The organism is Halodesulfurarchaeum sp. (assembly GCF_036626455.1).
GTDB lineage: Archaea > Halobacteriota > Halobacteria > Halobacteriales > Halobacteriaceae > Halodesulfurarchaeum.
Genome location: NZ_JAZKRK010000006.1, coordinates 43,552 through 67,255, shown reverse-complemented (window position 1 = coordinate 67,255; position 23,704 = coordinate 43,552). Strand labels below are relative to the sequence as shown.

The 23,704-nt window shown below is 57.6% G+C and carries 22 protein-coding genes; 7 read left to right on the top strand and 15 right to left on the bottom strand.

What is annotated here, in order from left to right:
- Nucleotide 1 precedes the first annotated feature (1 nt).
- The 5 genes from dnaK to V5A26_RS03510 all read right to left on the bottom strand — a co-directional run bounded on the left by dnaK (nt 2) and on the right by V5A26_RS03510 (nt 4,665).
- A complete protein-coding gene (gene dnaK, locus V5A26_RS03530) occupies nt 2–1,903 on the bottom strand; it encodes a molecular chaperone DnaK (protein ID WP_332321173.1) in 1,902 nt (633 codons plus the stop codon).
- 259 nt (nt 1,904–2,162) lie between these two features.
- Nucleotides 2,163–2,804, bottom strand: a complete 642-nt coding sequence (locus V5A26_RS03525) for a nucleotide exchange factor GrpE (protein WP_332321172.1) — start codon at nt 2,802–2,804, stop codon at nt 2,163–2,165.
- A gap of 60 nt (nt 2,805–2,864) precedes the next feature.
- The gene (locus V5A26_RS03520) at nt 2,865–3,212 is read right to left on the bottom strand and encodes a hypothetical protein (protein ID WP_332321171.1); all 348 of its coding nucleotides are present in this window, start codon (nt 3,210–3,212) and stop codon (nt 2,865–2,867) included.
- 14 nt (nt 3,213–3,226) lie between these two features.
- Nucleotides 3,227–3,760: a DUF7122 family protein gene (locus V5A26_RS03515; RefSeq protein WP_332321170.1), complete on the bottom strand. Its 534-nt coding sequence runs from the start codon at nt 3,758–3,760 to the stop codon at nt 3,227–3,229.
- Nucleotides 3,757–4,665, bottom strand: a complete 909-nt coding sequence (locus tag V5A26_RS03510; RefSeq protein ID WP_332321169.1) for an RsmB/NOP family class I SAM-dependent RNA methyltransferase — start codon at nt 4,663–4,665, stop codon at nt 3,757–3,759. The genes V5A26_RS03515 and V5A26_RS03510 overlap by 4 nt, the downstream gene beginning before the upstream one ends.
- A 91-nt stretch (nt 4,666–4,756) precedes the next feature.
- On the opposite strand from V5A26_RS03510, the gene V5A26_RS03505 reads away from it, so the two are divergent.
- Both V5A26_RS03505 and V5A26_RS03500 read left to right on the top strand, forming a co-directional pair.
- The gene (locus V5A26_RS03505) at nt 4,757–5,503 is read left to right on the top strand and encodes a proteasome assembly chaperone family protein (RefSeq protein WP_332321168.1); all 747 of its coding nucleotides are present in this window, start codon (nt 4,757–4,759) and stop codon (nt 5,501–5,503) included.
- A 48-nt stretch (nt 5,504–5,551) separates the two neighbouring features.
- Entirely contained in the window at nt 5,552–6,673 is a 1,122-nt protein-coding gene (locus tag V5A26_RS03500; RefSeq protein ID WP_332321167.1) for a pyridoxal phosphate-dependent aminotransferase, read from the top strand.
- A gap of 6 nt (nt 6,674–6,679) precedes the next feature.
- On the opposite strand, the gene V5A26_RS03495 is transcribed toward V5A26_RS03500, so the two are convergent.
- Genes V5A26_RS03495 through V5A26_RS03485 form a run of 3 tightly spaced genes read right to left on the bottom strand, consistent with a single transcriptional unit; the run spans nt 6,680 to nt 10,076 of the window.
- Entirely contained in the window at nt 6,680–7,906 is a 1,227-nt protein-coding gene (locus V5A26_RS03495; protein WP_332321166.1) for an MFS transporter, read from the bottom strand.
- A 60-nt stretch (nt 7,907–7,966) separates the two neighbouring features.
- Nucleotides 7,967–9,148, bottom strand: a complete 1,182-nt coding sequence (locus tag V5A26_RS03490) for a redox-regulated ATPase YchF (RefSeq protein WP_332321165.1) — start codon at nt 9,146–9,148, stop codon at nt 7,967–7,969.
- 55 nt (nt 9,149–9,203) lie between these two features.
- Entirely contained in the window at nt 9,204–10,076 is an 873-nt protein-coding gene (locus V5A26_RS03485) for an acyltransferase (protein WP_442908744.1), read from the bottom strand.
- Between the two features lie 98 nt (nt 10,077–10,174).
- Here V5A26_RS03485 and V5A26_RS03480 point away from each other — a divergent pair, with 98 nt between their 5' ends.
- Both V5A26_RS03480 and V5A26_RS03475 read left to right on the top strand, forming a co-directional pair.
- Nucleotides 10,175–10,390 carry a DUF5800 family protein gene (locus V5A26_RS03480; RefSeq protein ID WP_332321163.1) on the top strand — a complete coding sequence of 72 codons (216 nt, stop codon included), beginning with the start codon at nt 10,175–10,177 and terminating at the stop codon, nt 10,388–10,390.
- A gap of 24 nt (nt 10,391–10,414) precedes the next feature.
- Complete coding sequence (locus V5A26_RS03475) at nt 10,415–10,549, top strand: hypothetical protein (RefSeq protein WP_332321162.1); 135 nt, start codon at nt 10,415–10,417, stop codon at nt 10,547–10,549.
- Between the two features lie 10 nt (nt 10,550–10,559).
- Here V5A26_RS03475 and V5A26_RS03470 read toward each other — a convergent pair whose 3' ends face one another.
- Nucleotides 10,560–11,882, bottom strand: coding sequence for a metallophosphoesterase (locus V5A26_RS03470; RefSeq protein ID WP_332321161.1), 1,323 nt, complete (start codon nt 11,880–11,882; stop codon nt 10,560–10,562).
- A gap of 93 nt (nt 11,883–11,975) precedes the next feature.
- Nucleotides 11,976–13,187 carry a proteasome-activating nucleotidase Pan1 gene (pan1, locus tag V5A26_RS03465; RefSeq protein WP_332321191.1) on the bottom strand — a complete coding sequence of 404 codons (1,212 nt, stop codon included), beginning with the start codon at nt 13,185–13,187 and terminating at the stop codon, nt 11,976–11,978.
- A gap of 159 nt (nt 13,188–13,346) precedes the next feature.
- On the opposite strand from pan1, the gene mre11 reads away from it, so the two are divergent.
- Together mre11 and rad50 are read left to right on the top strand one after the other, a co-directional pair.
- Nucleotides 13,347–14,594, top strand: coding sequence for a DNA double-strand break repair protein Mre11 (gene mre11, locus V5A26_RS03460; RefSeq protein ID WP_332321160.1), 1,248 nt, complete (start codon nt 13,347–13,349; stop codon nt 14,592–14,594).
- Entirely contained in the window at nt 14,591–17,260 is a 2,670-nt protein-coding gene (rad50, locus tag V5A26_RS03455; protein ID WP_332321159.1) for a DNA double-strand break repair ATPase Rad50, read from the top strand. The genes mre11 and rad50 overlap by 4 nt, the downstream gene beginning before the upstream one ends.
- A 15-nt stretch (nt 17,261–17,275) precedes the next feature.
- Here the strand turns inward: rad50 and V5A26_RS03450 are convergent, their stop codons facing one another.
- Both V5A26_RS03450 and V5A26_RS03445 read right to left on the bottom strand, forming a co-directional pair.
- Nucleotides 17,276–17,521: a DUF7322 domain-containing protein gene (locus tag V5A26_RS03450; RefSeq protein WP_332321158.1), complete on the bottom strand. Its 246-nt coding sequence runs from the start codon at nt 17,519–17,521 to the stop codon at nt 17,276–17,278.
- Between the two features lie 42 nt (nt 17,522–17,563).
- Nucleotides 17,564–17,746, bottom strand: coding sequence for a DUF7331 family protein (locus V5A26_RS03445; RefSeq protein ID WP_332321157.1), 183 nt, complete (start codon nt 17,744–17,746; stop codon nt 17,564–17,566).
- A 100-nt stretch (nt 17,747–17,846) separates the two neighbouring features.
- On the opposite strand from V5A26_RS03445, the gene V5A26_RS03440 reads away from it, so the two are divergent.
- Nucleotides 17,847–20,531 carry a DNA-directed DNA polymerase gene (locus tag V5A26_RS03440; RefSeq protein WP_332321156.1) on the top strand — a complete coding sequence of 895 codons (2,685 nt, stop codon included), beginning with the start codon at nt 17,847–17,849 and terminating at the stop codon, nt 20,529–20,531.
- 39 nt (nt 20,532–20,570) lie between these two features.
- Here V5A26_RS03440 and V5A26_RS03435 read toward each other — a convergent pair whose 3' ends face one another.
- From V5A26_RS03435 to V5A26_RS03425, 3 genes are all read right to left on the bottom strand, one after another.
- Complete coding sequence (locus V5A26_RS03435; protein ID WP_332321155.1) at nt 20,571–22,349, bottom strand: PAS domain-containing sensor histidine kinase; 1,779 nt, start codon at nt 22,347–22,349, stop codon at nt 20,571–20,573.
- Between the two features lie 138 nt (nt 22,350–22,487).
- Nucleotides 22,488–22,883 (bottom strand): VOC family protein, encoded by a 396-nt coding sequence (locus tag V5A26_RS03430; RefSeq protein ID WP_332321154.1) that lies wholly within the window; start codon nt 22,881–22,883, stop codon nt 22,488–22,490.
- A 40-nt stretch (nt 22,884–22,923) separates the two neighbouring features.
- Nucleotides 22,924–23,676, bottom strand: coding sequence for an SDR family oxidoreductase (locus tag V5A26_RS03425; protein ID WP_332322218.1), 753 nt, complete (start codon nt 23,674–23,676; stop codon nt 22,924–22,926).
- Nucleotides 23,677–23,704 lie beyond the last annotated feature (28 nt).

Sequence of the window (23,704 nt, the reverse complement as noted above, 5' to 3'; positions counted from 1 at the left end):
CTCAGGCGTCCTCCTCCTCGTCGTCGACATCTTCGAAGTCGGCGTCAACATACTCCTCGTCTGTCTCGGCGCCAGCCCCACCGGCTGGCCCAGCAGCCCCTGCGGCACCTGGTCCTGCCCCGGCGGCAGCAGCACCCTCTCCAGCACCAGCGGCGCCTCCGGCGCCTTGCTGATAGGCCTGTTTGCCGATTTCTTGAAGAGCGTTGGTTAGCTCTTCGGTGGCCTCCTGGAGTTCCTCGGCGGTCGCATCCTCGTCTTTGAGGAGTTCTTCGACGGTCTCGATCTCGACTTGAATGTCTTCTTCGAGGTCAGCATCGACCATCTCTTCGTTTTCCTCGAGAAGGTTTTCAGCCCGCTGGACTGCGCCTTCCGCTTCGTTCCGCGCTTCGATGCGTTCGCGGCGCTTGCGGTCCTCCTCGGCGTGTTCTTCGGCTTCTTCTTTCATCTCGTCGATCTCGTCGTCCGAGAGACCGACCCCACCTTCGATGGTGATCTCCTCCTTTTCGCCAGAGCCCTGGTCTTCGGCGGACACATTGACGAGGCCGTCGGAGTCGATCGAAAATGTGACCTCGATCTGTGGTGTGCCGGCAGGTGCGGGCGGGATGCCCGAGAGCATGAACTCACCGAGGAGCTCGTTCTCTTCGGCGATTTCACGCTCGCCCTGGAACACTCGAATCTGGACTGAGGTCTGATTAGGTGCGGCCGTAGTGAAGATCTTCGATTCCTCGGTCGGAATTGTCGTGTTCTTCTCGATCAGCCGTTCGAATAGGCCCCCTTTGACTTCGACGCCAAGGGAAAGTGGGGTGACATCGAGCAGGACGATGTCCTCGACTTCACCCGCGAGAACGCCACCTTGAATCGCTGCACCAAGCGCGACCGCTTCGTCCGGGTTGACGTTCTTCTTTGGCTCCTTCCCCGTGAGTTCCTCAACCTGCTCCTGGACCTGTGGCATTCTGGTCGAACCACCCACGAGAATGACCTCGTCGATGTCAGTTTTCGACAGTTCGGCGTCTTCGAGAGCCTGCTTGGTCGGATTAACGGTTCGTTCGAGGAGGTCCTGAGTGAGCGATTCGAACTTCGCCCGGGTCAGGTCTTCTTCGAGGTGGACTGGGCCATCCTCGGTGGCCGTAATGAACGGCAGGTTGATGGTCGTCTCCTTCCGGGAGGTCAACTCGATTTTGGCCTCTTCGGCTGCGTCTTTCAGCCGTTGGAGAGCCTGACGGTCCTCCCGCAGGTCGATTCCGTACTCGTTTTCGAAGTTTTTGGCGAGCCATTCGATGATCGCCTCGTCCCAGTCGTCACCGCCGAGCGTGTTGTCACCGTTCGTGGCAACCACTTCGTAGATGCCGCTCCCGAGGTCGAGAATCGAGACGTCGAAGGTTCCGCCTCCAAGATCGAAGACGAGTACCGTCTGTTCGGATTCGTCGTCGAGCCCATATGCCATACTTGCGGCCGTCGGCTCGTTGACGATTCGCTCGACGGTCAGGCCAGCGATCTCACCGGCGTCCTTTGTCGCCTGGCGCTGTTTGTCGTTGAAGTAGGCTGGAACCGTAATGACCGCCTTCTCGACATCCTGGTCGAGGTACTCCTCGGCGTCCCGCTTGATCTTTTGAAGGACCATCGCGGAGATCTGCTCCGGGCTGTATTCCTCGTCCTCGAGTTCGACGGAGTAGTCCTCGCCCATGTGGCGCTTGATGGACTGGACCGTGTCGTCCGCATTCTGAACAGCCTGGTTTTTGGCGGCTTTGCCGACGATCTGCTCGCCGTCGTCGAAGGCCACGACTGACGGTGTGGTCCGGTCTCCTTCACCGTTGACGATAATTTCCGGTTCGCCGCCCTCCATGATTGCCAATGCGCTGTTCGTCGTCCCGAGATCGATTCCGAGAATCTTCTCAGTAGCCATCTTGGCAGATTGTATGCTTTCTTTACCCTTTAAGCCTTGCTAGTGCGGCTCGTCGGTCCGCGACACGGACCCGCCGCTGTCTTGTGGTTTATTGAATAGGGGTGTCGGATGGGCCACAGGTTATAACCGGACCGCAATGTCACCGTCTTGGTCCTTGTCAACTGGGTACAAATCGACGATGGATATCGTAACCTGTCCCGAAACCGGTTGTATTGGCGCCGGATGACGTTCAATTAGTGTGTCGCTGCTCGAACTGGTCTTACTTCGCCGCTTCTTCCGAGGAGAGGCTTTCGCTCGTTGATTCGGTTTCCTCTGGACCGTCCGACACCGTAACCTGGGCTGGGCGAAGGATTTTGTCAGCCATTTTGTATCCCGGTCTGTATACGGATGCAATCGCATCTTCGGGCTCCTCACTTCCCACGCGCATCATTACTTCATGTTTGGTCGCGTCCACTTCGTTCCCGGGTTCGGGCTCGATTCGCTCGACGTCTTCTTCCGCAAGCACGCGATCAAACTGCTTTCGGGTCAGTTCGATACCATCACGTAACGAATCGACGTTATCCGCTTCTTCGTTCAAGGCCCGGCCCACATTGTCCCGGACTTCCAGCAAGCGCTCGACCAGGTCTTCGGTCGCCCGCTCTTTGATCTCTTCTTGCTGGCGTTTGGCCCGCTCCTTGTAATTCTTGAAGTCTGCACGTGTGCGTTCGAGTCGCTCCTCGGCTGTTTCCAGCTCCGATTCGACCGCTTCGACGTCCGCTTGGAGTTCGGTGACTCGCTCGAGGAGAGCGCCGACGTCTTCGGCCAGTTCCTCGTCGTATGCGGCGACTTCGGCGACGACTGTTTTGTCTGCAGGACCGTCCGCATCCGGCGGCTGGTCAGTGGACTCCTCGGACTCGCTCATGGGAGAGCAAAGCCACTGGCGCGGTTTAAGGATATAGAAATCCGTCTGAACGGATGTGTGTCACTCACTTTCTTCGACGCTCGCATCGAGGGTAAAGGACGTAACGTCGTCGTATACCTGGTCATACGTGATCTGTATCTCTGTCGTCTCGTGTGCATCGAGAGTCACATCGCGCACGCGAACCATCGAGTCGTCGTTGAGGTCAGCTTTGACATACACCGTTCCGGATTGGCGTTCGTTGCCGGGGTTTGAAACGGTCACCCACACGGTCAAATTTCCATCGGGCCCAGCACCGAAGTTCTGGTTGACGACTCGCAGCATGAATTCCGGTTCGTCGTCTCCAAGACAGCCTGCTGTCAGGCCGAGGAGCACTGTCCCAGTAGCTCGAAGTACCGTCCGACGTTCCATCGGCGGATTTTGGTTTAGGTCTTGGAAATACTTTCCCCTTCCTCGAACTTTCGGCGGCGCCCCTTGGGAAGCATCGACTGCAGGGAGCCGTATGTGTACCGACCGACCCCGATCGGTTCGAAACTGTCAGCGACCTCGTGGGTGATTATCAGGTAGCCCCAATCACCATCCCAGGGTACCTCCTGGTCGTCCCCGGCGAGAAATCGACGTGCAGTGGGCGCATCGAGCTGGATGACGTTCTTTGATGCACTCGCTCCAAACCGCCTGGCAGCGATCGTCGTCGGTTTCCAGAACTCCTGTCGGGTTCGTAACACCGGGAGTCCGAGTGCTTGGATCGGCACCGGGCCATCCAGGTCGTTACTGAGTGCCCAGATACGGCCGGCCCCTTTCTCCCAGAACGTGACTCCGTCGAACGTTTCAGGCGGAATGTCGAACCGGTCGGCCCAGTATTCGAGCACTTCTGGCCGAGTTGGGCGTCCCTCGACCTGTCTGTCGGCCGCTGTTTCGGGAACACGTTCGAATGTATCGCTCTGATTCTCTCCCGTCATTGCCCCACCTCCAGTTTCGCGACGTAGAAGCCACCAGTGTCGGTTTGATGTGGATAATACCGTTTGGTTTTCTCGAGAGTTGGATGGAAATCGGTTCCATCCCAGGATTTGAGACCGGGTTCAGTCGGAAGTCGGGTTTCGAAGTCGACGACGTGGGCTGCAGTCTCCGTGATGGCGGCATCGACCACTGACTCGTTTTCTTCCGGCGCGAAAGTACACGTCGAATATACTACTGTTCCACCGTGACGGGTTGCTTTGATCGCACGAACGAGAATATCCCGTTGGACCGTTGCGAGATTCTGACTTGCACCTGGCCCAGCATCATCGAGGGCGTCTGGATTCTTTCGCAGAGTCCCTTCACATGTGCATGGAGCGTCCACCAGTGCGTGGTCGACCCCTTCGATGCCGATGGGATTGAAACTGAAATTGCGAGCGTCCTGGTTGGTGACCGCCATCGAGGTCACACCAAGCCGGTCGGCGTTCGACCGCAGCGCCGACAACCGGCCGAGATTATCGTCATTCGCGATGACGAGGCCGCGATCATCCATGCGTGCAGCAATTTGGGTGGCTTTCCCACCTGGCGCGGCGGCGGCAGCCCAAACAGTGTCTCCAGGGTCCGGATCGAGAACGCGGGGTGGAATCGTCGATACCTCCTCCTGGCCGTGAATCCAGCCGTGGACGTGGGCCCAGGTGTTTCCGGGTTTGTTCGTCCCAACTTCGAGCAGAGTTTCCTGGGTTTCTCGCTGCTTGACGCGGATGTCGGCGTCTTCGAAAGCGTCAATTACACGCTGGGGCGTGGCTTGAATCGTATTCACCCGGACCGTTGTTGGCAACGGCCGCGTGAGTGCGGTTCGGAACGCGTCGAAGTTCGGGACGATGGACTCGTACCGCCGGAGGGATTCCATTCGACCCGGCTTTGGTGGGTGTCGGTTAAGGTGTTACGGAGCCGTGTTACGGCAACCCAAGCTACAACCCTACGGAAAACGAATTTGTCGTATGGGATCTGTTGTACTGAACCACGACGTGGATCTTGACCGACCGAAGATGATCGAAGGGTTGCCAGGGGTCGGTCTCGTCGGGAAGATCGCAACTGATCACATCATCGAGACACTCGATATGGACGCAGTCGGGTACGTAGCTTGTGATGGCTTGCCGAAAATCGCCATCTATGGCGAGGGGGAACACGATGTCGGTACTCCGGTCAGGATTTACGCAACCGAAACACGGGACTTGCTCGCCCTCCAGAGTGATGTCCCGGTCTCTCGACAGACCGCGCCTAATTTTGCCGAAACGTTGGTTGACTGGATCGATCAGGTCGAGGCGTTCCCCCTCTTTTTGAGTGGTTTGGCACTCGAGGAGGCGAAACCTGATCGGCTTCCTGCAGTGTTCGGCGTCGCAACTGGCGAGGCAGCCGACCAATTGGAAGCGAACAATATTCAGCCCCCTGAGGAACGGGGTGCGATTGGTGGGCCGACAGGCGCACTTGTCAACCGGGCCCATCACTGTGCTCTCGATTCCTGTGGGCTGATCGTCGAAAGCGATCCACAGTTCCCGGACCCTGCAGCGGCCCGCCAACTCATTGCAAACGGCATTGAACCGATCGCAGACATTTCCGTTCCGACGGATGACCTTGTCGGACGGGCCGAAGAGATCCGCACACAGAAGGAGGCCCTTGCAAAGCGTATGCAACAGGCCAGCGAGGAGGAGAGTAGTCAGGCCCAGCCGTTGCGGATGTACCAATAGCAGGAAGGATTCCGTAGACTTAACAGGCGACTGCCCGCCCAACAAGGCATGGTGGAGTTCTCACGTCGCGTCGAATCGGTCTCGATCAGCGGCATCCGAGAAGTGTTCGAAGCGGCCGGCAGTGAGGCGATCAACCTGGGTCTCGGGCAACCGGATTTCCCGACGCCGGAGCATGCCCGGGCAGCCGCTGTCGAGGCTATCGAAACAGGGAAGGCTGACGCCTACACCTCGAATTTCGGGACTGAATCACTTCGAGATGCCATCCGAGAGAAACATGCCCGAGACAACGATCTTGACGTATCCCGCGAGCAGGTCATTGCGACGGCTGGTGGGAGTGAAGCCCTTCATCTGGCTCTCGAAGCCCATGTTGATTCGGGTGATGAGGTTTTGCACCCAGACCCGGGTTTTGTTTCGTACTCCGCGTTGACGAAACTGGCCGGTGGTACTCCTGTCTCTGTGCCGCTCCGCGATGACCTCACTCTCTCACCAGCAGCCGTGGAAGAGCGAATCACCCCGGATACGGCCGCGATTATCATCAACAGTCCGGCGAATCCAACCGGTGCCGTCCAGCCACCGTCGGATATGCGTGCTTTCGCCCGTATTGCGGACGAATATGACGTCCTCCTTATTTCAGATGAGGTGTACGAACAGATCGTCTTCGAGGGTACGCATCGTTCGCCCATGGAATTTGCCGACTCGGACAACGTCGTGGTAATCAATGCCGCCTCGAAGACGTACTCGATGACAGGGTGGCGGCTCGGGTGGGTCGTTGCCAGTGAAGCGCGAATCGAACGAATGCTCCGTGTTCATCAGTACATCCAAGCGTGTGCCAGTGCGCCGGCCCAGCACGCTGCCGAAGCGGCGCTTCGGGGACCCCAAGAGCAAGTCGAGGACATGGTTGAAGCGTTTGAAACCCGCCGAGATGTACTTCGGTCCGGGCTTGAAGACATGGGGCTTAGCGTGCCGGAACCGCGGGGCGCGTTCTACGTCATGCCAGAAGTGCCTGCGGGATGGGTCGATGCGGTCATCGAACGAGGCGTCATCGTGGTTCCCGGGTCGGCCTTCGGTGACGCCGGATCGGGGTACGCCAGGATCTCGTATGCGACGGATTTGGAAACGATCCGTGAGGCCTTGGATGTCATGCGAGACGCGACGCAGGCCGTCTCGTAATCGGTCTCATCTGACCGGCGGCTCGGTCAGGACCAGAATCGTCACTATGCCACCGAGTGCGAGCAACACGGCCCCGGTAAACACGGAGCCGTAATTCCCTGTGGTTTCGATGACTGCACCCAGGATTGGGGGCCCGACGAAGGTTCCGAGCCATCCGACTGCACTCACGACCGAGACCGCTGTCCCGCCGACGTTTCTGGGGACGTACCGCTGGACGAGCGTGTACAAGAGGCCGAACTGGAGTTGGATCGCAAACCCGGCGACGACTAACCCGCCTGCTACCACCACGAGGCGCTTGCTGAGAATCATTCCGACGGCGACAAGTCCTGATCCGGCAAAAGAGATGGCGATCATCGGAAACGAACGGCCACCGAACACCTGCTCGGAGAGCAGGCCACCTCCTGGTCGGGCAAGGAGTCCGATGGCCGGGAAAAGAGCCGTCAGCAGTCCTCCAAGAGCCAGTTCGATTTCAAACGTCGAGGTGAGATAGGTCGGCATCCAACTGTTGTAGATCATGTAAATCATGTAGGAAAGCAACGAGATGAGTCCGACTCCCCAGACCCCCCGGTTCATGAGTGCCTTTCGGAGGTCCGAGGTGCTCGGGGCCGACCCAACCGTTTCGGTGGCTTTGACTCGTCGATCGATCAGGTAAAATCCCGCTCCGAACACGAAGCCCAGGGTGGTAAACACCCCAAAAGTCGCCGTCCAGTCCAGTGCGTTTGCAACGACTGGGCCCATGAACTGTCCGAAGGCGTAGCCGGAGGGATACCCGGTGACAAACAGACTCACTGCAGTTGCCTCCCGTTTGGCCGGGAAAGCACGGGTAATCATCGCGGTTTGGGCGATCCAGATCGTTACGAGTCCGAATCCGCCGATTACCCGGCTTCCGAGTAAGGCATAATAGGCGTCCCCGGCAGCCACTGCTGAATTGATGAGGCCGACAACGACCAAAAGCAAGGACGAGAGGAGGACGGCCCGCCCTTTGTCGATTCGGTCAAGGGCCATCCCCACTGGGAGGCCAGCCACGACGGCCGCAAGTTGGGGGGCCGTTATGATCCAGGCGGCCGCAGTCTCCTGGATTTCGAAGGCCTCCATTGTCAGCGGTAGAACACTTGAGGGGGTAATTGCCCAGGCGCCGATGAACAGCCAGAGCAGCCAGCCAGTCACGAGCAATCCCACCGGACCGTATCCAACCGTAGCAGTCGCGTCTTCGAGTCGATGTCGCCAGTCCATTCAGGTCTTCTGACGGTTTCCGGGCCGCTTGCTTAAAATTGCTGACAGCGATCTCCGAGGTCAATTTGCCGTGCTGACAATTTTGATAACATCACCTTCTGTGAGTTCGTATTCCTCACCGACATCACGGTTGGACCGGGCATCGAGTGCGTGGAGATAGCCCTCACCGATGTCCGAGTGAACCGCAAATGCGAGATCGCGGGGGGTTGAGCCTCGTGGGAGCAACAAGGCGTCTGGGAGCACGTTTCCATGTGCGTCGGTCCAGTGTGTCGGATCTTGGACGGGAAACACAGTAATGTGATCGAGAAGGTCGTATACGGCCGTTTTGAGGGCTGCCTGAACGCCAGTTCCGTCCCACTGCTCCATCGTTTCTTCGAGCGCATCGAGGGTCGATTGGGTTCCCGAGTCCAGTTTGGCACCAACGGAAAAGGACGCGTCTCCAGGGTCGTAATCGATCACGCCCTGTTCGACTCCGCGACGGAGCGCGACTTCACCCTCTGCTGTCGCGGGGACAACAGGCCGATCGAGATTCAACAGCGCTTCGACGTTTTCTGAGGGTGCGACGTCGATTTTGTTCGCAACGACGACAATCGGCTTTGTCCGCGTTCGGATCTCAACGGCGAGCGCCTCACGCTGCTCATCCGTCCACTTTGCGGGGTCCTCGGGATAGTCGAGTTCACGGAGGCTGGCCGCGACATCAGCGGTCGTCGCGCCGAACCCGGTGAGCATCTCGGTGAGTGCCTCGTCGATGTCGAAGCCGGGAGAGCGGGCCTGACGTTCGATCGACTCCCAGTTCCGGTCGACGATCGAGGCAAGCCACAGGTCCATCTCCCGCTCGATGAAATCCACGTCCTCGAGCGGGTCATGACTTCCAACTTCGACCGGCTCGCCTTCTGCGTTCGTTCCGCCTGACGCGTCCACGATGTTGAGAATCGCGTCGGCGTCGGTCAATTCGTCGAGAAACTGGTTCCCGAGGCCACGGCCATCGTGAGCACCAGGAACGAGTCCGGCTACGTCGAGGAGTTCCACGGGAACATAGCGTTTCCCATCGTGGCACGTCTCGTTGTCACACCGCTCCTCGAGATCGAGACAGGGGCAGTCGGTCCGAACGTGTGAGACCCCTCGGTTCCCGTCGATCGTGGTAAACGGGTAGTTTGCCACATCGACCTCGGCCATCGTGGCTGCGGTGTAGAAGGTGGACTTGCCGGCGTTGGGTTTTCCGGCAAGAGCCAGCGAGAGCATATAAAATGCTATCGGGAGCGAGGGAAATACCCTTTCGGTCGGCAGTGCAATCGAGTCATTCCGGCTCTCGCTCAGTTGTTCCGTCGAGTTGCATCGCACCGGTGGCCCTGATCGTTCCGTCGACGTCGGCGTCGCGGCTAAGGATCACGTCAGTGCCTGAAACATCTCCAAGGACTGTTGCGTTCTCTTGCACGGTAATATTGCCGTTTCTGGTGGTCACGTCTCCGTGAACAGTGGTTCCACTGCCGACGGTGATGTCGCCTCTGGCCCGGAGGCTCCCAAAGACATCGTTATCCTCGCCGACCGTGATCTCTTCGGCGCGAATGTTCCCATGGAGGCGGCAGTCGTTTCCGACCGTTGCCGGCGTCGAAACGCGCCAAACGTCGTCACTGACGGTGGCGTTGTGTGGAATACGGACGGGATCCATATCGGGGTTGGCACTCAGTTCCTCGACGAGGGATTCGGCTTCTTCGGCCTCGCCCAGGCGGAGGAGATGTGTGAGATAGATCATGAAAAAGACGACCGTGGGCATGGGATTGCGGATGACGATCCACCCGTTTGCCTCGAATCCCTCCTCGATATCGACGTCGTCACCGATATCGAGATCGCCGCCGACCACTAGTCGGCCCGTCACGGAGACGCGTTCGCCTAGATACGCGTCCTCGCCGACGAGGATGTTGCCATCCGCTTCGCACCACATGTCGAGTCGGCAGTCACCTTCCATTTCGATGTCGCCATTGAACGAGACCCGTTCGCCGGCGACCAGGCTGCGTCCGCGGAGCCCGAATTCGACGGTACTTCCGCCGCCGATGAGAACGTCCCCGTCGGTAACGAGATCGTGTTCCTGAACCTCCGTCCCGTTGGGAATCGTGAGTTGGTCGATCGGATCGGTCGCGAGCACACCTCGCCCGAATATTCCCACGGGCATAAAGGCCCCGAGGCGACCTCCTGAGCCTCGTTGCAAACCGCTTCCGAGACGGTATACGACCCGGGTTCCTTAAGACGAAGACCGGCGAAATCCCTTCTATGACAGTTCTCTCCTTCGACGAAGCTGGCGTTGACGTGGTCTATCAGGGGACGGAGTTTCGGATCGAGCGGGTTCTCATCGAGGACGCAACAGGCAAGTCCTTCGAAGCGGTGACAGATCACGAGGTTCTGCAACTCGTGGAACCGAACCCCGACCTCACTGGGGAACCGCGACGGATCGATGACATTCTACAGACGAAAAACAGTACAAATTAACTAGGGGCCCCTCCAAGCATCGGTATGGATCTCACCGTCGACCAGTTCAAACACGAGTCGTGGCTCTCGATTATCGGGATGGGGATCGGATACGTGGGGATGCTGGCGCTCATCCTGGTCGTGCTGTTCATCATTCCGTTCCTGATCGTTTGGCTGTAGGTCCTCTCAGTCACGGGGACTGCTCGGGCCCGTCTGACGAAATGACCGTACCGTCCGGGAGTTCGGGATCCGGTTTTCGTCCGAGGGTGAGCAAGCGCTCGGTGAGCGTGAGGTCCTCGGGACCGGGGGTGGGTTTTTCGATCGATTCGAAGTTGATGTGGATTCCGTCCGTGCCGGCAGCGATCCGGACAGCCGCCAACTGGTATGTTGGATAGAACACAGGTGGGAGAATCCCGATCACACCATCACGTCGATGGAATCGCTTGAGCCAGGTCCCACTGTTGACGATCAGGCCACCTTTGACCTGCTCGAGTCGTGGCCGGTGTGTATGCCCATAGGCGTACAGCACGGTCTCCGGATCCCTCTCGAAGAGGTCCTGGGCAGCCTCTTCATAGGGAGCGGCATCATCGACAGTGAGTTCCGTTTCAAAGACCCCAAACCGATCGATAGTTTTCCGAACGTCTCGACGGAGGAGATATAGTGGGACTCCGACGAGAACGAGCAACCCTGCAACTGAGACGTTGATCGCCAGGAGAAACCAGACAGCTGTTCCTGCGACGCCGAACTGACCGAGAAACGCGGTGGCCCAGGTGACCGGTGTCGACCAGATTCCGAGCAGATCCAACCCCGCGAGGATCGCCAGGACGGCACTGATATTGAATAGCAGCAGGAACGGGACGAGCGCGTATCGAATGACTGGATTCATCTCGCGATAGAAGTATTGTGAGATGAGCCATATGGGCATCCGCTCGGTTGGGGTCACTGCCTGTACGTCTTTGAGCCAGTTGTAACGGCCCCGATGAGAGAGTTTCCCGGCCCGACTGGTCACTCGCGTGTTGTAGTAATATCCAAGGGGCGTGACGTGGGGGTTCCCCCAGTCTGTAATCCGATTGTTCGGGTCCTGTTGATTGCCGTGTTCGAAGTGAAGCGTGTGCCCGTCGATGGTTCGTGTGATCGACTGTTCCTGGACCACCTCGACGTTGTACTCCGCGAAGCGGTCGATGTAGGCGTCCTCCGCAGCGAGTTCGTGATCGTGGTTCCCCGGGATCAGGGTGATATTGATGTTGCTTCCGGTGGCACGGAACTGTTCGAAAAGCTCCGGATAGGTTGTTTCCAGTCGATCGAACTTCTCGATCCCATCGACTGTGGTGAACTCCCAGAGTCCGAAGGCGTCGCCGTTGATGATGAGTTCGGTGACTGCCTCCTCGTTTTCTATTGTTTCGAGGAAATCCAGGAGTTCGTCGAGGAACTCAACAGTTTCGAGTTGCTCGTCGCCACCGATGTGGAGGTCGCTGATGACGTAAATCACAGGTTCCTCAGCGATGCCCTCCATTGGATATACCAGCCAGTGGAATGGATTTAGTTGTTATCCACACGGTTGGGACAATCGAAACGTCTCTTGACGGGAATAAAAACGCCTGAAAGCTCAGGCGAAGGTTTTGGACACGTCGTCGTCCTCGTCTTCGGCTTCCAGTTTCTCCCGGGCCTCCCGGAAGTCCTGTGTCGTGATCGTTTCCCGGTCGTCTCGGATCGCGAACATCCCGGCTTCGGTACAGATCGCTCGAATGTCGGCTCCGGACATTCCGTCCGTGTCCCGACCGAGCTGCTCGTAATCCAACGCCTCGTTTGTCGACATGTTCCGGGTGTGGATCTTGAAGATCTTCTCGCGACCCGTTTCGTCCGGAAGCGGGACTTCGATGAGTCGATCGAATCGGCCGGGCCGGAGAATCGCGCGGTCGAGCATGTCAAAGCGGTTCGTCGCCGCGATGATACGCACGTCGCCCCGGTCCTCGAAGCCGTCCATCTCCGAGAGCAGTTGCATCATCGTCCGCTGGACCTCAGCGTCACCGGAGGTCTTCGAGTCCGTCCGTTTGGACGCAATGGCGTCGATCTCGTCGATGAACAGGACGGCTGGCTCGTGTTCTCGGGCGACCTGGAAGAGGTCCCGGACGAGTTTCGCCCCCTCGCCGATGAACTTGTGGACGAGTTCGGACCCGGCCATCTTGATGAATGTCGCGTCCGTCTGGCGGGCCACGGCTTTGGCCATGAGTGTCTTGCCGGTGCCTGGCGGACCGTGGAGCAGGACGCCACTGGGCGGATCGATTCCGACCGTATCGAAGAGTTCCGGGTTGTCGAGTGGCAACTCGACTGTTTCTCGGACCTCGTTGAGTTCGTCAGTGAGTCCACCGATGTCTTCGTAGCCGACATCCGGGCTCTCTTCGACCTGCATCACTTTCGCTCGCACGTCAGCTTCGTCATCGAGACGTTTGACGATCGAGAGGGAGTTGTTCACCGCGACGCGAGCGTTTGCCTCAAGATCCTCTCGCATCTCGTCGGTGACCTCGGTCAGGGCCTCCTGATTGTTGCCGTGTTGCTTGATCACCACGCCTTCCTCGTTGAGTTCCTGAACGGTCGCAACGAAAAGGGGAGACTGTTTGAGCTTCTTGTTCTCGTGAGAAAGTCGTTCGAGTTTCTGTTGGTACTTGTTGTTCTCCGCGTTCGCATCGAGGAGTTTGTCACGCATTTCCTCGTTTTGCTCCTCGAGAACTTCGAGGCGTTCCTGGAGGACGTCGAGTTTCTCCTGCTGAGACGCCTCCTCGTCGTAGGGGAGTTCGACGTCATCCACGGTTTCAGTCATCAAAAATAGGTAGGGTTCTGTCTCATAAGAGGGTTCGGGTGGTGGCACCGTCTGCTGCCCCTTTGCGGCCCGTTTGTCGGGTCCGGCCGCTCGCTGGCGATAATTCGCGGTCCGTCCATCGATAATAAATGTGATCGGGTACAATGTTTCGAGAACTGAATGACACGGGTCATACATACGGGTGACACCCACATCGGCTACCGGCAATATCATCGGCCGGAGCGCCGCGAGGACTTTCTCGACGCGTTTCGACAGGTCATAGAGGACGCCATCGATCAAAACGTCGATGCAGTCGTCCATGCAGGGGACCTCTTCAACGACCGGCGACCGGGACTCCTTGACCTTCGCGGGTCGATCGATATCTTGGAAGACCTTCGGGCCGCGGAGATCCCGTTTCTCGCTATTGTTGGAAATCACGAGGACGCCCGTGACGGGCAATGGATCGATCTCTTCGAACAATTGGGTCTCGCCACGCATCTCGATAATACGGGGACTGTCGTCGGGAACACCACATTCTATGGGTTGGACCACGTCCCGCGAGCAAAACGAGCCACACTCGAATACGACTTTGAACCCCCTGAAACGGAATTCAGTGCCCTTGTGGCCCACGGTCTGTTCGAGCCCTTTCCACACGGTGACTGGGACCTGGAGGAGATCCTTTCCCGGGCGACTGTGAATTTCGACGGGCTACTGCTCGGAGACGACCATACACCAAACCAGATACAGGTCGAAGGGACTTGGGCGACCTATTGTGGCTCGACCGAACGGACGAGCGCGTCCCAGCGAGAGCCACGGGGGTACAACCTCGTCACATTCGACGAGGACGTCTCGATCACCCGTCGGGATATTGGCACGCGAGATTTCGTTTTTATCGACCTTGAACTGGGCCCTTCGGAAGGGGACTCGTTGGTCCGGGAGCGAATCAGAGAGACTGACGTCGACGATGCAGTCGTGATCGTGACGATCGAAGGTGCGGGCGATTCGATTCCACCCGCTGATATCGAGGCAGTAGGGGATTCGGAAGGAGCTTTGGTCACTCGCGTGAACGACCGACGGGACGTTGATTCCGAGTCTGAGATGTCCGTCTCGTTTGTGGACCCCGATGACGCTGTCACGAACCGGGTCCGCGAACTCGGGTTGAGCGACGCCGCCCGCTCGGTCGAGAGCTTGATTCGGGACGAGGACCTCGCCAAAAGCAACATCCGGAATCGGGTCGTCGAAACGGTGACAGAGACTCTGGATGACCCGAGTGCCTTTGAATCGGCGACTATGGAATCGGAGCCAGACACAGAACCTAATGATGCCGAGGAGCCGACCGAGACAGGCGAAACAGTTACAGATGAGACAGCTGAGGACCCGGCCGAGGCCGATGGGCCAACGGAAACAACGATGGGGGACTTCCTATGAGATTTGAACGCCTTGCATTGCGGAACTTCAAGTGTTTCGCCGACGCAGATGTGGACCTGAACCCAGGAGTGACAGTGGTTCACGGGATCAATGGGAGCGGGAAGTCCTCGCTTTTGGAGGCGTGTTTCTTTGCACTCTATGGGGCCACAGCCATCGACCGAACCCTCGAGGAAATCGTCACTATCGGGACCGAGGAGGCCGAGGTGGATCTCTGGTTCACTCATGACAGTGCGTCCTACCATCTCTACCGACGTATTCGGGCGACTGGAGACCGGGCGGCAACAGCGGAATGCACGCTCGAAGGACCAGAATCGACGCTGACTGGTGTGGGTGACGTTGAAACTGAGATCCGTTCGATGCTCCGTATGGACGCCGAAGCCTTTGTGAATTCGGCGTTTGTTCGCCAGGGCGAGATCAACAAACTGATCGAGGCGAGCCCAGCAGACCGCAAGCGGATGATCGACCGGCTCCTGCAACTAGGGAAATTAGAAACCTACCGTGAACGGGCACGCGAGGCCAGACTGGGCGTCGAGAAAGTAAAAGACGGACGCGAAAGCCGCCTCGAATTACTCGAGGAACAGATCGAAGCCAAGGACGAATCGGAACTCTACACCCGGAAGTCGACGCTTGAAACCGAAATCGCGGCCCTCGAGGAGACGATCGAGGAGTTAGAGTCTGGCCGAGCTGAGGCCCGAGAAACCCTCTCGGAGGCGGAATCCACGCTTGAAACGTATGACAAGCGACAGGAAGAACTGGAGACGGTCACCGAACGGATCGGTGACCTTCGAGAGCGGATCGCAGCGGCCGAGGGCCGGCGTGAGAAACTCGCTGATTCGATAGGCGATCTCCGTGAAACGATCGAAACCGAAGCAGCCGCAGTGACCGAAACCGCAGCGGATCTCGGCATCGAAGAACCGGATCAGGAAACCCTCGAAGCTGCCATCGAGTCTGCACGAGAACGCAAAGAGGAGCTAACTGCGGAAATCATGGAATTCCGGGAGACGGTCAAAACTGCCGAACACGAGGCCGAAACGGCTTCGGAACGGGCCGAAGAGTTAGCCGAGCGAGCAAGGGAACGTCGAGATCGTGCGGACAAACTTACAGACGAAATTGCAAACCTCGAAACCACTATCGAAGCGGAAAAAGACACACTCAAAACGGCTGGTGAGGAGATCCAATCCCACCGGGCAGCGTTCGAGGACGCCCGTGTCGAGTTTGGAGGGGCCGAGGCGCACATCCAAAACAGACGCGAGGCAATTGCGGACCTCCGGGAGGCTGAAGCCGAACTTCGGGAGGAGGTCGCCACCCTGAAGAAGTCGATCGAGGAAGCCGAGGATTTGCAAGAAGCCGGGAAGTGTCCCGAATGTGGCCAACCAGTCGAGGGCTCGCCACATGTTGAATCCCTCGAGGAGGATCGAACACGGCTACAGGAGTTGGAATCGGAGCTGGCCGAACTTGGAGAGTGCCAGACGGAGATCGAATCCGAAATCGAACGCGCCGAAGGGCTTCGCGAACACGAGCGGGCTGTCGACCGTCTTGTTTCCGAAATCGAGACCCATGGGGACCGGCTGAAAGAAAAACGCGCCACTTGGGACTCGAAAAAAGAGCGTGTTTCCGAATTACACGAGGAGGCAGACCGTCTCGAATCGGAGGCAACATCGGCCCAAGTGGACGCAAAAGCGGCAACAGAACGAGTGGAAAAATACCGCTCTAAGATCGGTGACCGAAACCAAGAACTGTCTGAACTCACCGAACGCATCGATGCACTGGTTTCGGTTCAAGAGGCCGTTTCGGAACTCGAAGACAAACGTGAAACACTTGAGCGCCAGCGCGAAACCCGTTCGGAACTGGCTGATCGAAACGACGAACGCCGAGAAACCCTTGGTGAGCTGCGGGAGCGAAAACAGGCTCTGGAGACGGAAATCGACGAGGAGACTGTCACAAAGGCGAGAAAGAACCGGAAAAATGCTGAGGCGTACCTGGAAGAGGTCGAAACGCAATTGGCCGAAAAGCGGGCCGAACGGGATGAACGACAAACCGAGCTCGGCGGTGTCACGAATGAATTGGAAGAGCTTCGAGAGGTAGAATCACAGCGTGAATCGGTGCTTGAAACCGTCGAGTCTCTGGAGTCGGCCCACGAAGAGGTCTCCGAACTCGAATCCATGTATGGGACGCTTCGAACGGACCTCCGACAGCGCAACGTCGAACGGCTCGAAACACTGTTGAATGAGAGTTTCGACCTCGTATACCGGAACGATTCCTATGCCCGTATTGAACTCGATGACGCATACGAATTGACGATCTACCAGAAAGATGGCTCCCCGCTCGACCCTGACCAACTGTCCGGTGGCGAACGGGCCCTCTTTAACTTGAGTCTCAGAGCCGCTATATACAGGCTTCTCGTCGAGGGAATTGAGGGAACGGCCCCGATGCCACCGTTGATTCTCGACGAGCCGACCGTGTTCCTTGATGCAGGTCACGTGACACAACTCGTCTCACTCGTCGAATCGATGCGTGATCTGGGCGTCGAACAGATCATTGTGGTGAGTCACGATACGGAGCTGATCGGTGCAGCAGACGACCTCATTCGAGTTGAGAAAGATCCAACGACGAATCGATCGTCGGTCGAGTCTGTGCCCCCCCAACTTCCAGGGCAAGCGGACTGACACGGTCCCGACGGGTCACTTCGAGGGTGACTGCTGGTGGTATCGCCAGACAGTCAGTCCGAGAAGGATGGTCCCCAAGCCGGCCAATAGAACGCCCCCGAACAACTGGTCTGTAAAGGCGACGACGATTAGGCCCGCACCGGTGGCTAATACGCCAAGGTTCAGCAATCCTGCTTGCAGAAGAAACTCTCGTCGAGTCTCCTCGGGGAGTTCGGCTGGGGCGAAGTCCTCTGCGTCGACATCTCCCTCGGAACCCGTCACAATTAGGAGGGCGAGGGGGACTTCGAAAACGGTTTCGCTGTCTTAGCGCTGCTCGGATAGTTCGACCTTTGATGTGGACTGGAGCCAGGCGAGTGGGTTTTCACCGTCATAAAAGACGACTCCGTCTACTGTCTCGTAGGCCTCGATCGCTTCGGTGGAGTCTTGCCCATCGGGTAACTGCGGCACATCGGCACGCCGATTTTCGCCCTTGGCGGGATCGTCCACAGGTGGCACCTCGATATGTGGTATGGAGTCACATGGTAAAGGCCTTTCCCCAACCTCAGTCCCGGACCACTTTTCAGGCGGCGCGTCCCAACCTCTGGCAATGACGAACACGGACCTCTCGGACTTCGGCGGCGAGTCGAATCCGCCGGACGGACCGTCGACCGACTCACGTATGGCCGAGGCCCAGGCCGTGGCTGGTGATGCTGACCCTGTCGTCACGGAGATCATTTCAGCCGAAGCTGACGCATTACCAACTGTCGGGGAGCACCTCGAACTTGCCGTAACACAGGTCGATTACACAATTGAGGGGTCAGGTGAGCACGAACGGCCAGTGATCCATGTGTTCGGTCGGACAGCGCAAGACGAACTCGAACACGTCCGGGTGCATGGCTTCAAGCCGTATTTTTATGCCCCAACTAACTCGCTGGACGAGACTGATTTTGCTCGCAATACCATTACTGGGCACGATGACGGGTACGAGAGCATCCGTGGGGAGTTATTAACCCGGATTTACGCACAGACGCCCCGGGACGTGGGCAATGTACGTGATGAGTTTGACCACTACGAGGCTGACATCCTGTTCCCCAATCGATTCTTGGTCGATCGGGATATCACTAGTGGGGTTTCGGTGCCAGTGCGCCGGGGGGATGATGGGGCTATCTACGCCCATGCCGACGAAGTCGACCCAGTCGAGATGAGCCCGAATCTCCGGGTCAATACGTTCGACATCGAAGTGGACGATCGGAACGGGTTCCCAGAGGACGGCGAGGAGGATCTCATCAGTATTTCGAGTCACGACTCCTATCGGGACGAGTACATCGCCTGGCTCTACGATCCACCAGTTCGCGACGAGGCGGCCCCGGAAGACCTCCCGGACCACGAATTTCTCGAGTCAGACGCGTCGATCGAAGTCAGAACGTTTGAGGACGAGGCCAACATGCTCGACTCGTTTCTCGAGTACATCGACGAGACGGACCCCGACGTGTTGACTGGGTGGAATTTTTCGGATTTCGACGCCCCGTATCTTCTCGACCGACTCGAAGTCCTCGGCCTTGATTCCGACCGACTCTCGCGTGTGAACGAGGTATGGCGAAGCGATTGGCAGGGCCCGAGTGTGAAAGGCCGGGTCGTCTTCGATCTTCTGTATGCCTACCAGCGAACCCAGTTCTCGGAACTGGACTCCTATCGACTCGAAGCGGTCGCCGAAGAGGAGGTCGGGGTCGGGAAAGAGCGGTACACCGGAGACATTGGTGACCTCTGGGAGACCGATCCGGAGCGGCTGTTAGAGTATAATATGCGTGACGTCGAATTGTGTGTCGAGATCGACCGTCGGCAGAACATCATCGACTTCTGGGAAGAGGTTGCGGAGTTCGTGGGCTGCAAACTGGAGGATGCGACGACCCCCGGCGATGCCGTGGATATGTACGTCCTTCATAAGGTCCACGGGGAGTTCGCGGTCCCGTCGAAGGGCCAGCAAGAGAGCGAAGACTACGAGGGTGGGGCCGTTTTCGATCCGATCACGGGGGTCCGGGAAATGGTGACGGTTCTTGACTTGAAGAGCCTCTATCCGATGTGTATGGTGACAGTGAACGCGTCACCGGAAACGAAAGTCGATCCCGAGGCCTTTGGGGGGGACACGTATCGAGCGCCAAATGGGACTCATTTCCGGACCGAACCGGATGGAATCATCCGCGAGATGGTCACGGAACTGCTTTCCGAGCGCGAAGAGCGGAAGACGCTTCGAAACGAGCACGACCCGGAGAGCGATGATTACCGGCTTTACGACCAACAACAAGCCGCGGTCAAAGTCATCATGAACTCCCTGTACGGTGTGCTGGGCTGGGAGCGGTTCCGCCTCTATGATAAGGAAATGGGAGCCGCCGTAACCGCGACGGGCCGTGCCGTCATCGAATTCACTGAACAGGCGGCCAACGAACAGGGGTTGGAGGTAATCTACGGGGACACTGACAGCGTCATGCTGGAACTCGGGTCCAACGTGTCCGCTGGAGAGGCCATCAAACGGTCCCACGACCTCGAGGACTATATCAACGATTCATACGACGAATTCGCCAGCAGAGAGCTTCAGGCTGCGGAGCATCGTTTCCAGATCGAATTCGAGAAGCTTTACCGACGGTTCTTCCAGGCCGGCAAGAAGAAACGGTACGCCGGTCACATCGTTTGGAAAGAAGGAAAGGAAGTCGACGACATCGACATCACCGGATTCGAGTACAAGCGCTCTGATATTGCGCCGATTACCAAAGAAGTCCAAAAAGATGTCATCGAACGGATCGTCACGGAGGGCGACATTGAGGGCGTGAAGGAATACGTCCACGAAGTCATTGAGGAGTACCAGGCGGGCCAGGTCAGCCTCGACGACGTTGGAATTCCAGGCGGGATCGGCAAGCGTCTGGACGATTACGAAACTGATACGGCCCACGTCCGCGGGGCCAAATACGCGAATCTCCTTCTCGGGACAAACTTCACGCGTGGAAGTAAACCAAAACGGCTCTACCTGAAGAAAGTACATCCCTCGTTCTGGCACCGAATCGAGGAGGAGAAGTCGGGGATCGAAGAAACGGACCTCTATATCGAGTTCAAACGAGATCCGGATGTCATCTGTTACGAGTACGCGGACCAGGTGCCAGAGGAATTCGAGATCGATTGGCCGAAAATGCTCGAAAAGACGCTCAAAGGACCGATATCACGTGTCCTCGAGGCCCTCGATATCTCCTGGGCTGAGGTTCGAGACGGCCAGACACAGACCGGTCTCGGTCAGTATATGTGAGTTGGTGCGTGTTGGGGTGTGGCGACCTGCTGCGCGCACTTAGGCCCCGGCTTCGGATTTTTGCAGTTTGATGCGAACACGCGACCCTGCTGACTCATCCGTTTCGAATTCGAGTTTGCCTCCGGACTCTTGTACGATCCATTGAGCCACCCACAGGCCGAGTCCGCTCGAATGTTCGAGACTCGATTCGATCCCGTGTTCGAGTGGATAGATCTCGTCCGGTGGGATCCCAGGACCGTTGTCCGCCACCTCGAGTATACCCCAGGGTTGGTCGGGTGAATATTCGACGGTCATTGTCACCTGGGCATGGTCCCCGACGTTGTGAACGATCCCGTTCGTGCACAATTCAGTAATTGCCTCTTCGAGCCGTCTCGATGCTGAGACTGGAGCCGAATCGGGGACATCGAAGCTGATTGTGGCGTCTGGATACTCCTCACGAAGGTGTAACGCGTTGGCAGGCACAATGTCTGCGAGATCGACGACCGTCGTGTCCGTTTCGCCTTCGGATAAGACACTCTCGATGTAGCGAGCGTTCTCTCCGAGGCGGTGGAGTCGGTTTGCTTCAGACTGAATATTCTCCAAGAGCCCGGGTAAATTTCGATCCGAGTCCAGTGCCAATTCGGCGTTGCCGCGGATGACACTCACTGCAGATCGGATATCGTGGCGGAGGATCCGGTTGACGACCGAGAGTCGCTCTTCGAGCTCTATCCGATCCGTGATGTCCGTTTGGATGGCGACGAATGCTGAGATTTGGCCGTTCTTTTCGATCGGAGCGATCGTTTGTTGGGCTGTATACTGCTCCCCCGATTTTCGCTGATTAATGACCTCTTCGTCCCACACTTTCCCCTGTTTGATAGTCCCCCAAAGCGCGTCGTAATGGTCCGGGTCCATCGCGCCGGAATTCATGATCCGTGGTGTCTGCCCCACTGCTTCGTCGGCCGAAAACCCGGTCATTGATTCGAAGGCTGGGTTGACGTATTCGATTGTCCCATCGGGTGCGGTCATGTAGATCGCGTGTCCGGAGGCGTCGACTGCCTGTTTCAACCGGTTTGACTGCTCTTCCCGTGCTTTTCGCTTGGAGATGTCCCGGGCTACGAGTAAAATCCCTCCAATTCCATCGACATTTGGACGGTGAACGCCGTTCGTCTCGACCCACGTCCACCCCCCATCGGCTCCGCGGAACCTGAACTCGAGTGTGCCGATATCGTATGGTTCAGCGAGCAGTTGGGTGAGGGCAGCCTCCACCGGCTCCAAATCGTCCGGATGGACGAACTCCAGTGGTGAGTTTCCGACGAGTGCGCTCTGTGACTGGCCGAGACTGTCTTCGGCCGCGGGACTGACGTATTCGATCACACCCTGCTCGTTAACGAGCGTGATTACGTCGCCCGAATGTTCCACGAATGCTTGATAGCGTTCGAGTTCGAGCTCGTATTCTTTCCGATCCGTGATTTCCCGATCGATCGCAAAAAAGCCGATGACGTCCTGATTGTCGTCGTATCTGGGATGTTTGTTGATCGAATACCAGTGTTTTGTTCCGTCAGCATGGGTAACCTCCCGTTCGCGTCCGACGACTGGGTTGCCGTTGAGGACACGCGTTTCGTCTTCGATGATCGATTCGGCCTCCGCCTCAGGCCATAGATCCCAGGCGGTTTTTCCGACCACCGATGCCGGGTCCTTGTTCAAGATTTCGGCATACATATCCCCGGAGTACACAAGTTCGTGGGCCGGGTTTTTGAAGTAAATAAGGTCCGGCGCTTTTTGCACCACGGATTCGAGTAGATCCCGATAGAATTTGTCGGGATCAGGAGCCGTGGCCATTAGTAATAACGCTTCTGTGTGAGATTCGGAAAAGGCTTCCTATCAGTGCAAACGAAATTGGTTGCTCCGATTCGAGCACCGTGTCCAGATAGGGACTACCGAAGACGAAGTGGTACTAATCCTCAAGTGTCGTATGTCTCAGGTGTGTGCGGCTTTCAATTCAACGAGGTACCCAAACGGATCCCTGACGTATATCGCTCGTTTGTGACCGACAGCGCCGGCGACCCTACGGTCATCTTCGATCGGTACGGCTGCGTCTTCGACTGTCTCTCGAATTGCCTCGCCTGATTCGTCGAGATGGATCGAAATATGGTCGTAATTCCACCCGCTCGGGGGCTCGAAATTCGGATCTGGCCAGAGATGAATGACTGACGTGTCTGTGAGTCGGACGGCGATAAACGGCTTTTCACCCGCTTCAAACTCGTCCCGCCGTTCGATCTCGAAGGCAAGCACGTCACGGTAAAATTCGAGTGCCTGCGGGATTCCGTTGGCTGGGATCCGTAAATTGACGTGGTCGATGGCGAGGGCGTCCATGCTCAAAGGGTCTTCATACCGACTGAAAAGACTTCTCCGTTTAGCGGTTCGACCCGAACGTTTCAAACTTGTCACGACGGAAGAGGTCTAGCTCAGCCACTGTCGAATTATCCTGGCTGGCCGCGAAGGTGACTGCGTCAGCAATTTCCTCGGGTTCGGTGACGGTGCCGGGTTTGTACTGGGCTTCGAACGAATCCCCCTCCTCGAATCCGAACTCGGTCCGGACCTCGGATGGATTGATGATCGAGACGCCGACTCCCTCGCCACCGACGTCTGCCATGACACTTTTTGCAAATCCTCGAACCCACCATTTCGTCGCTGCATAGACCGGATTGAAGGGACGCGGAAACTGGCCGGCGAAACTTCCGATAAAGATCAAATTCCCCTCGGTGTCGGTTAGATGGGAGAGGGCCGCCCTGGTCAAATAAAAGACCCCGTCCACGTTGACATTCATCATCTGGCGGTAGGCGTCCGTTTCGAGATCTTTTACACCCTCTCCTCGGCCGATGCCGGCATTGGCGACGACAATATCAAGGCCACCAAACTCGGAGACAGTGGTTTCGACGAGTGCGTTTACTGCGGCTTCGTCCGTCACATCCGTTGGAACGACTCGCGCAGTTCCATCATCAGCGCGGATCTGGTCGGCAACGGTTTTCAACCGCGTTTCACGTCTGGCTGCAAGAACCACTGCCGCACCCTCCCCAGCCAAGGCTCGTGCAGTCGCCTGTCCGATTCCAGCACTTGCCCCAGTAATTACTGCGGTGTCACCGTCCAGTCGTCCCGATATCGTCATTAGTGAATATTCCAGGGCAGTGGGTTTC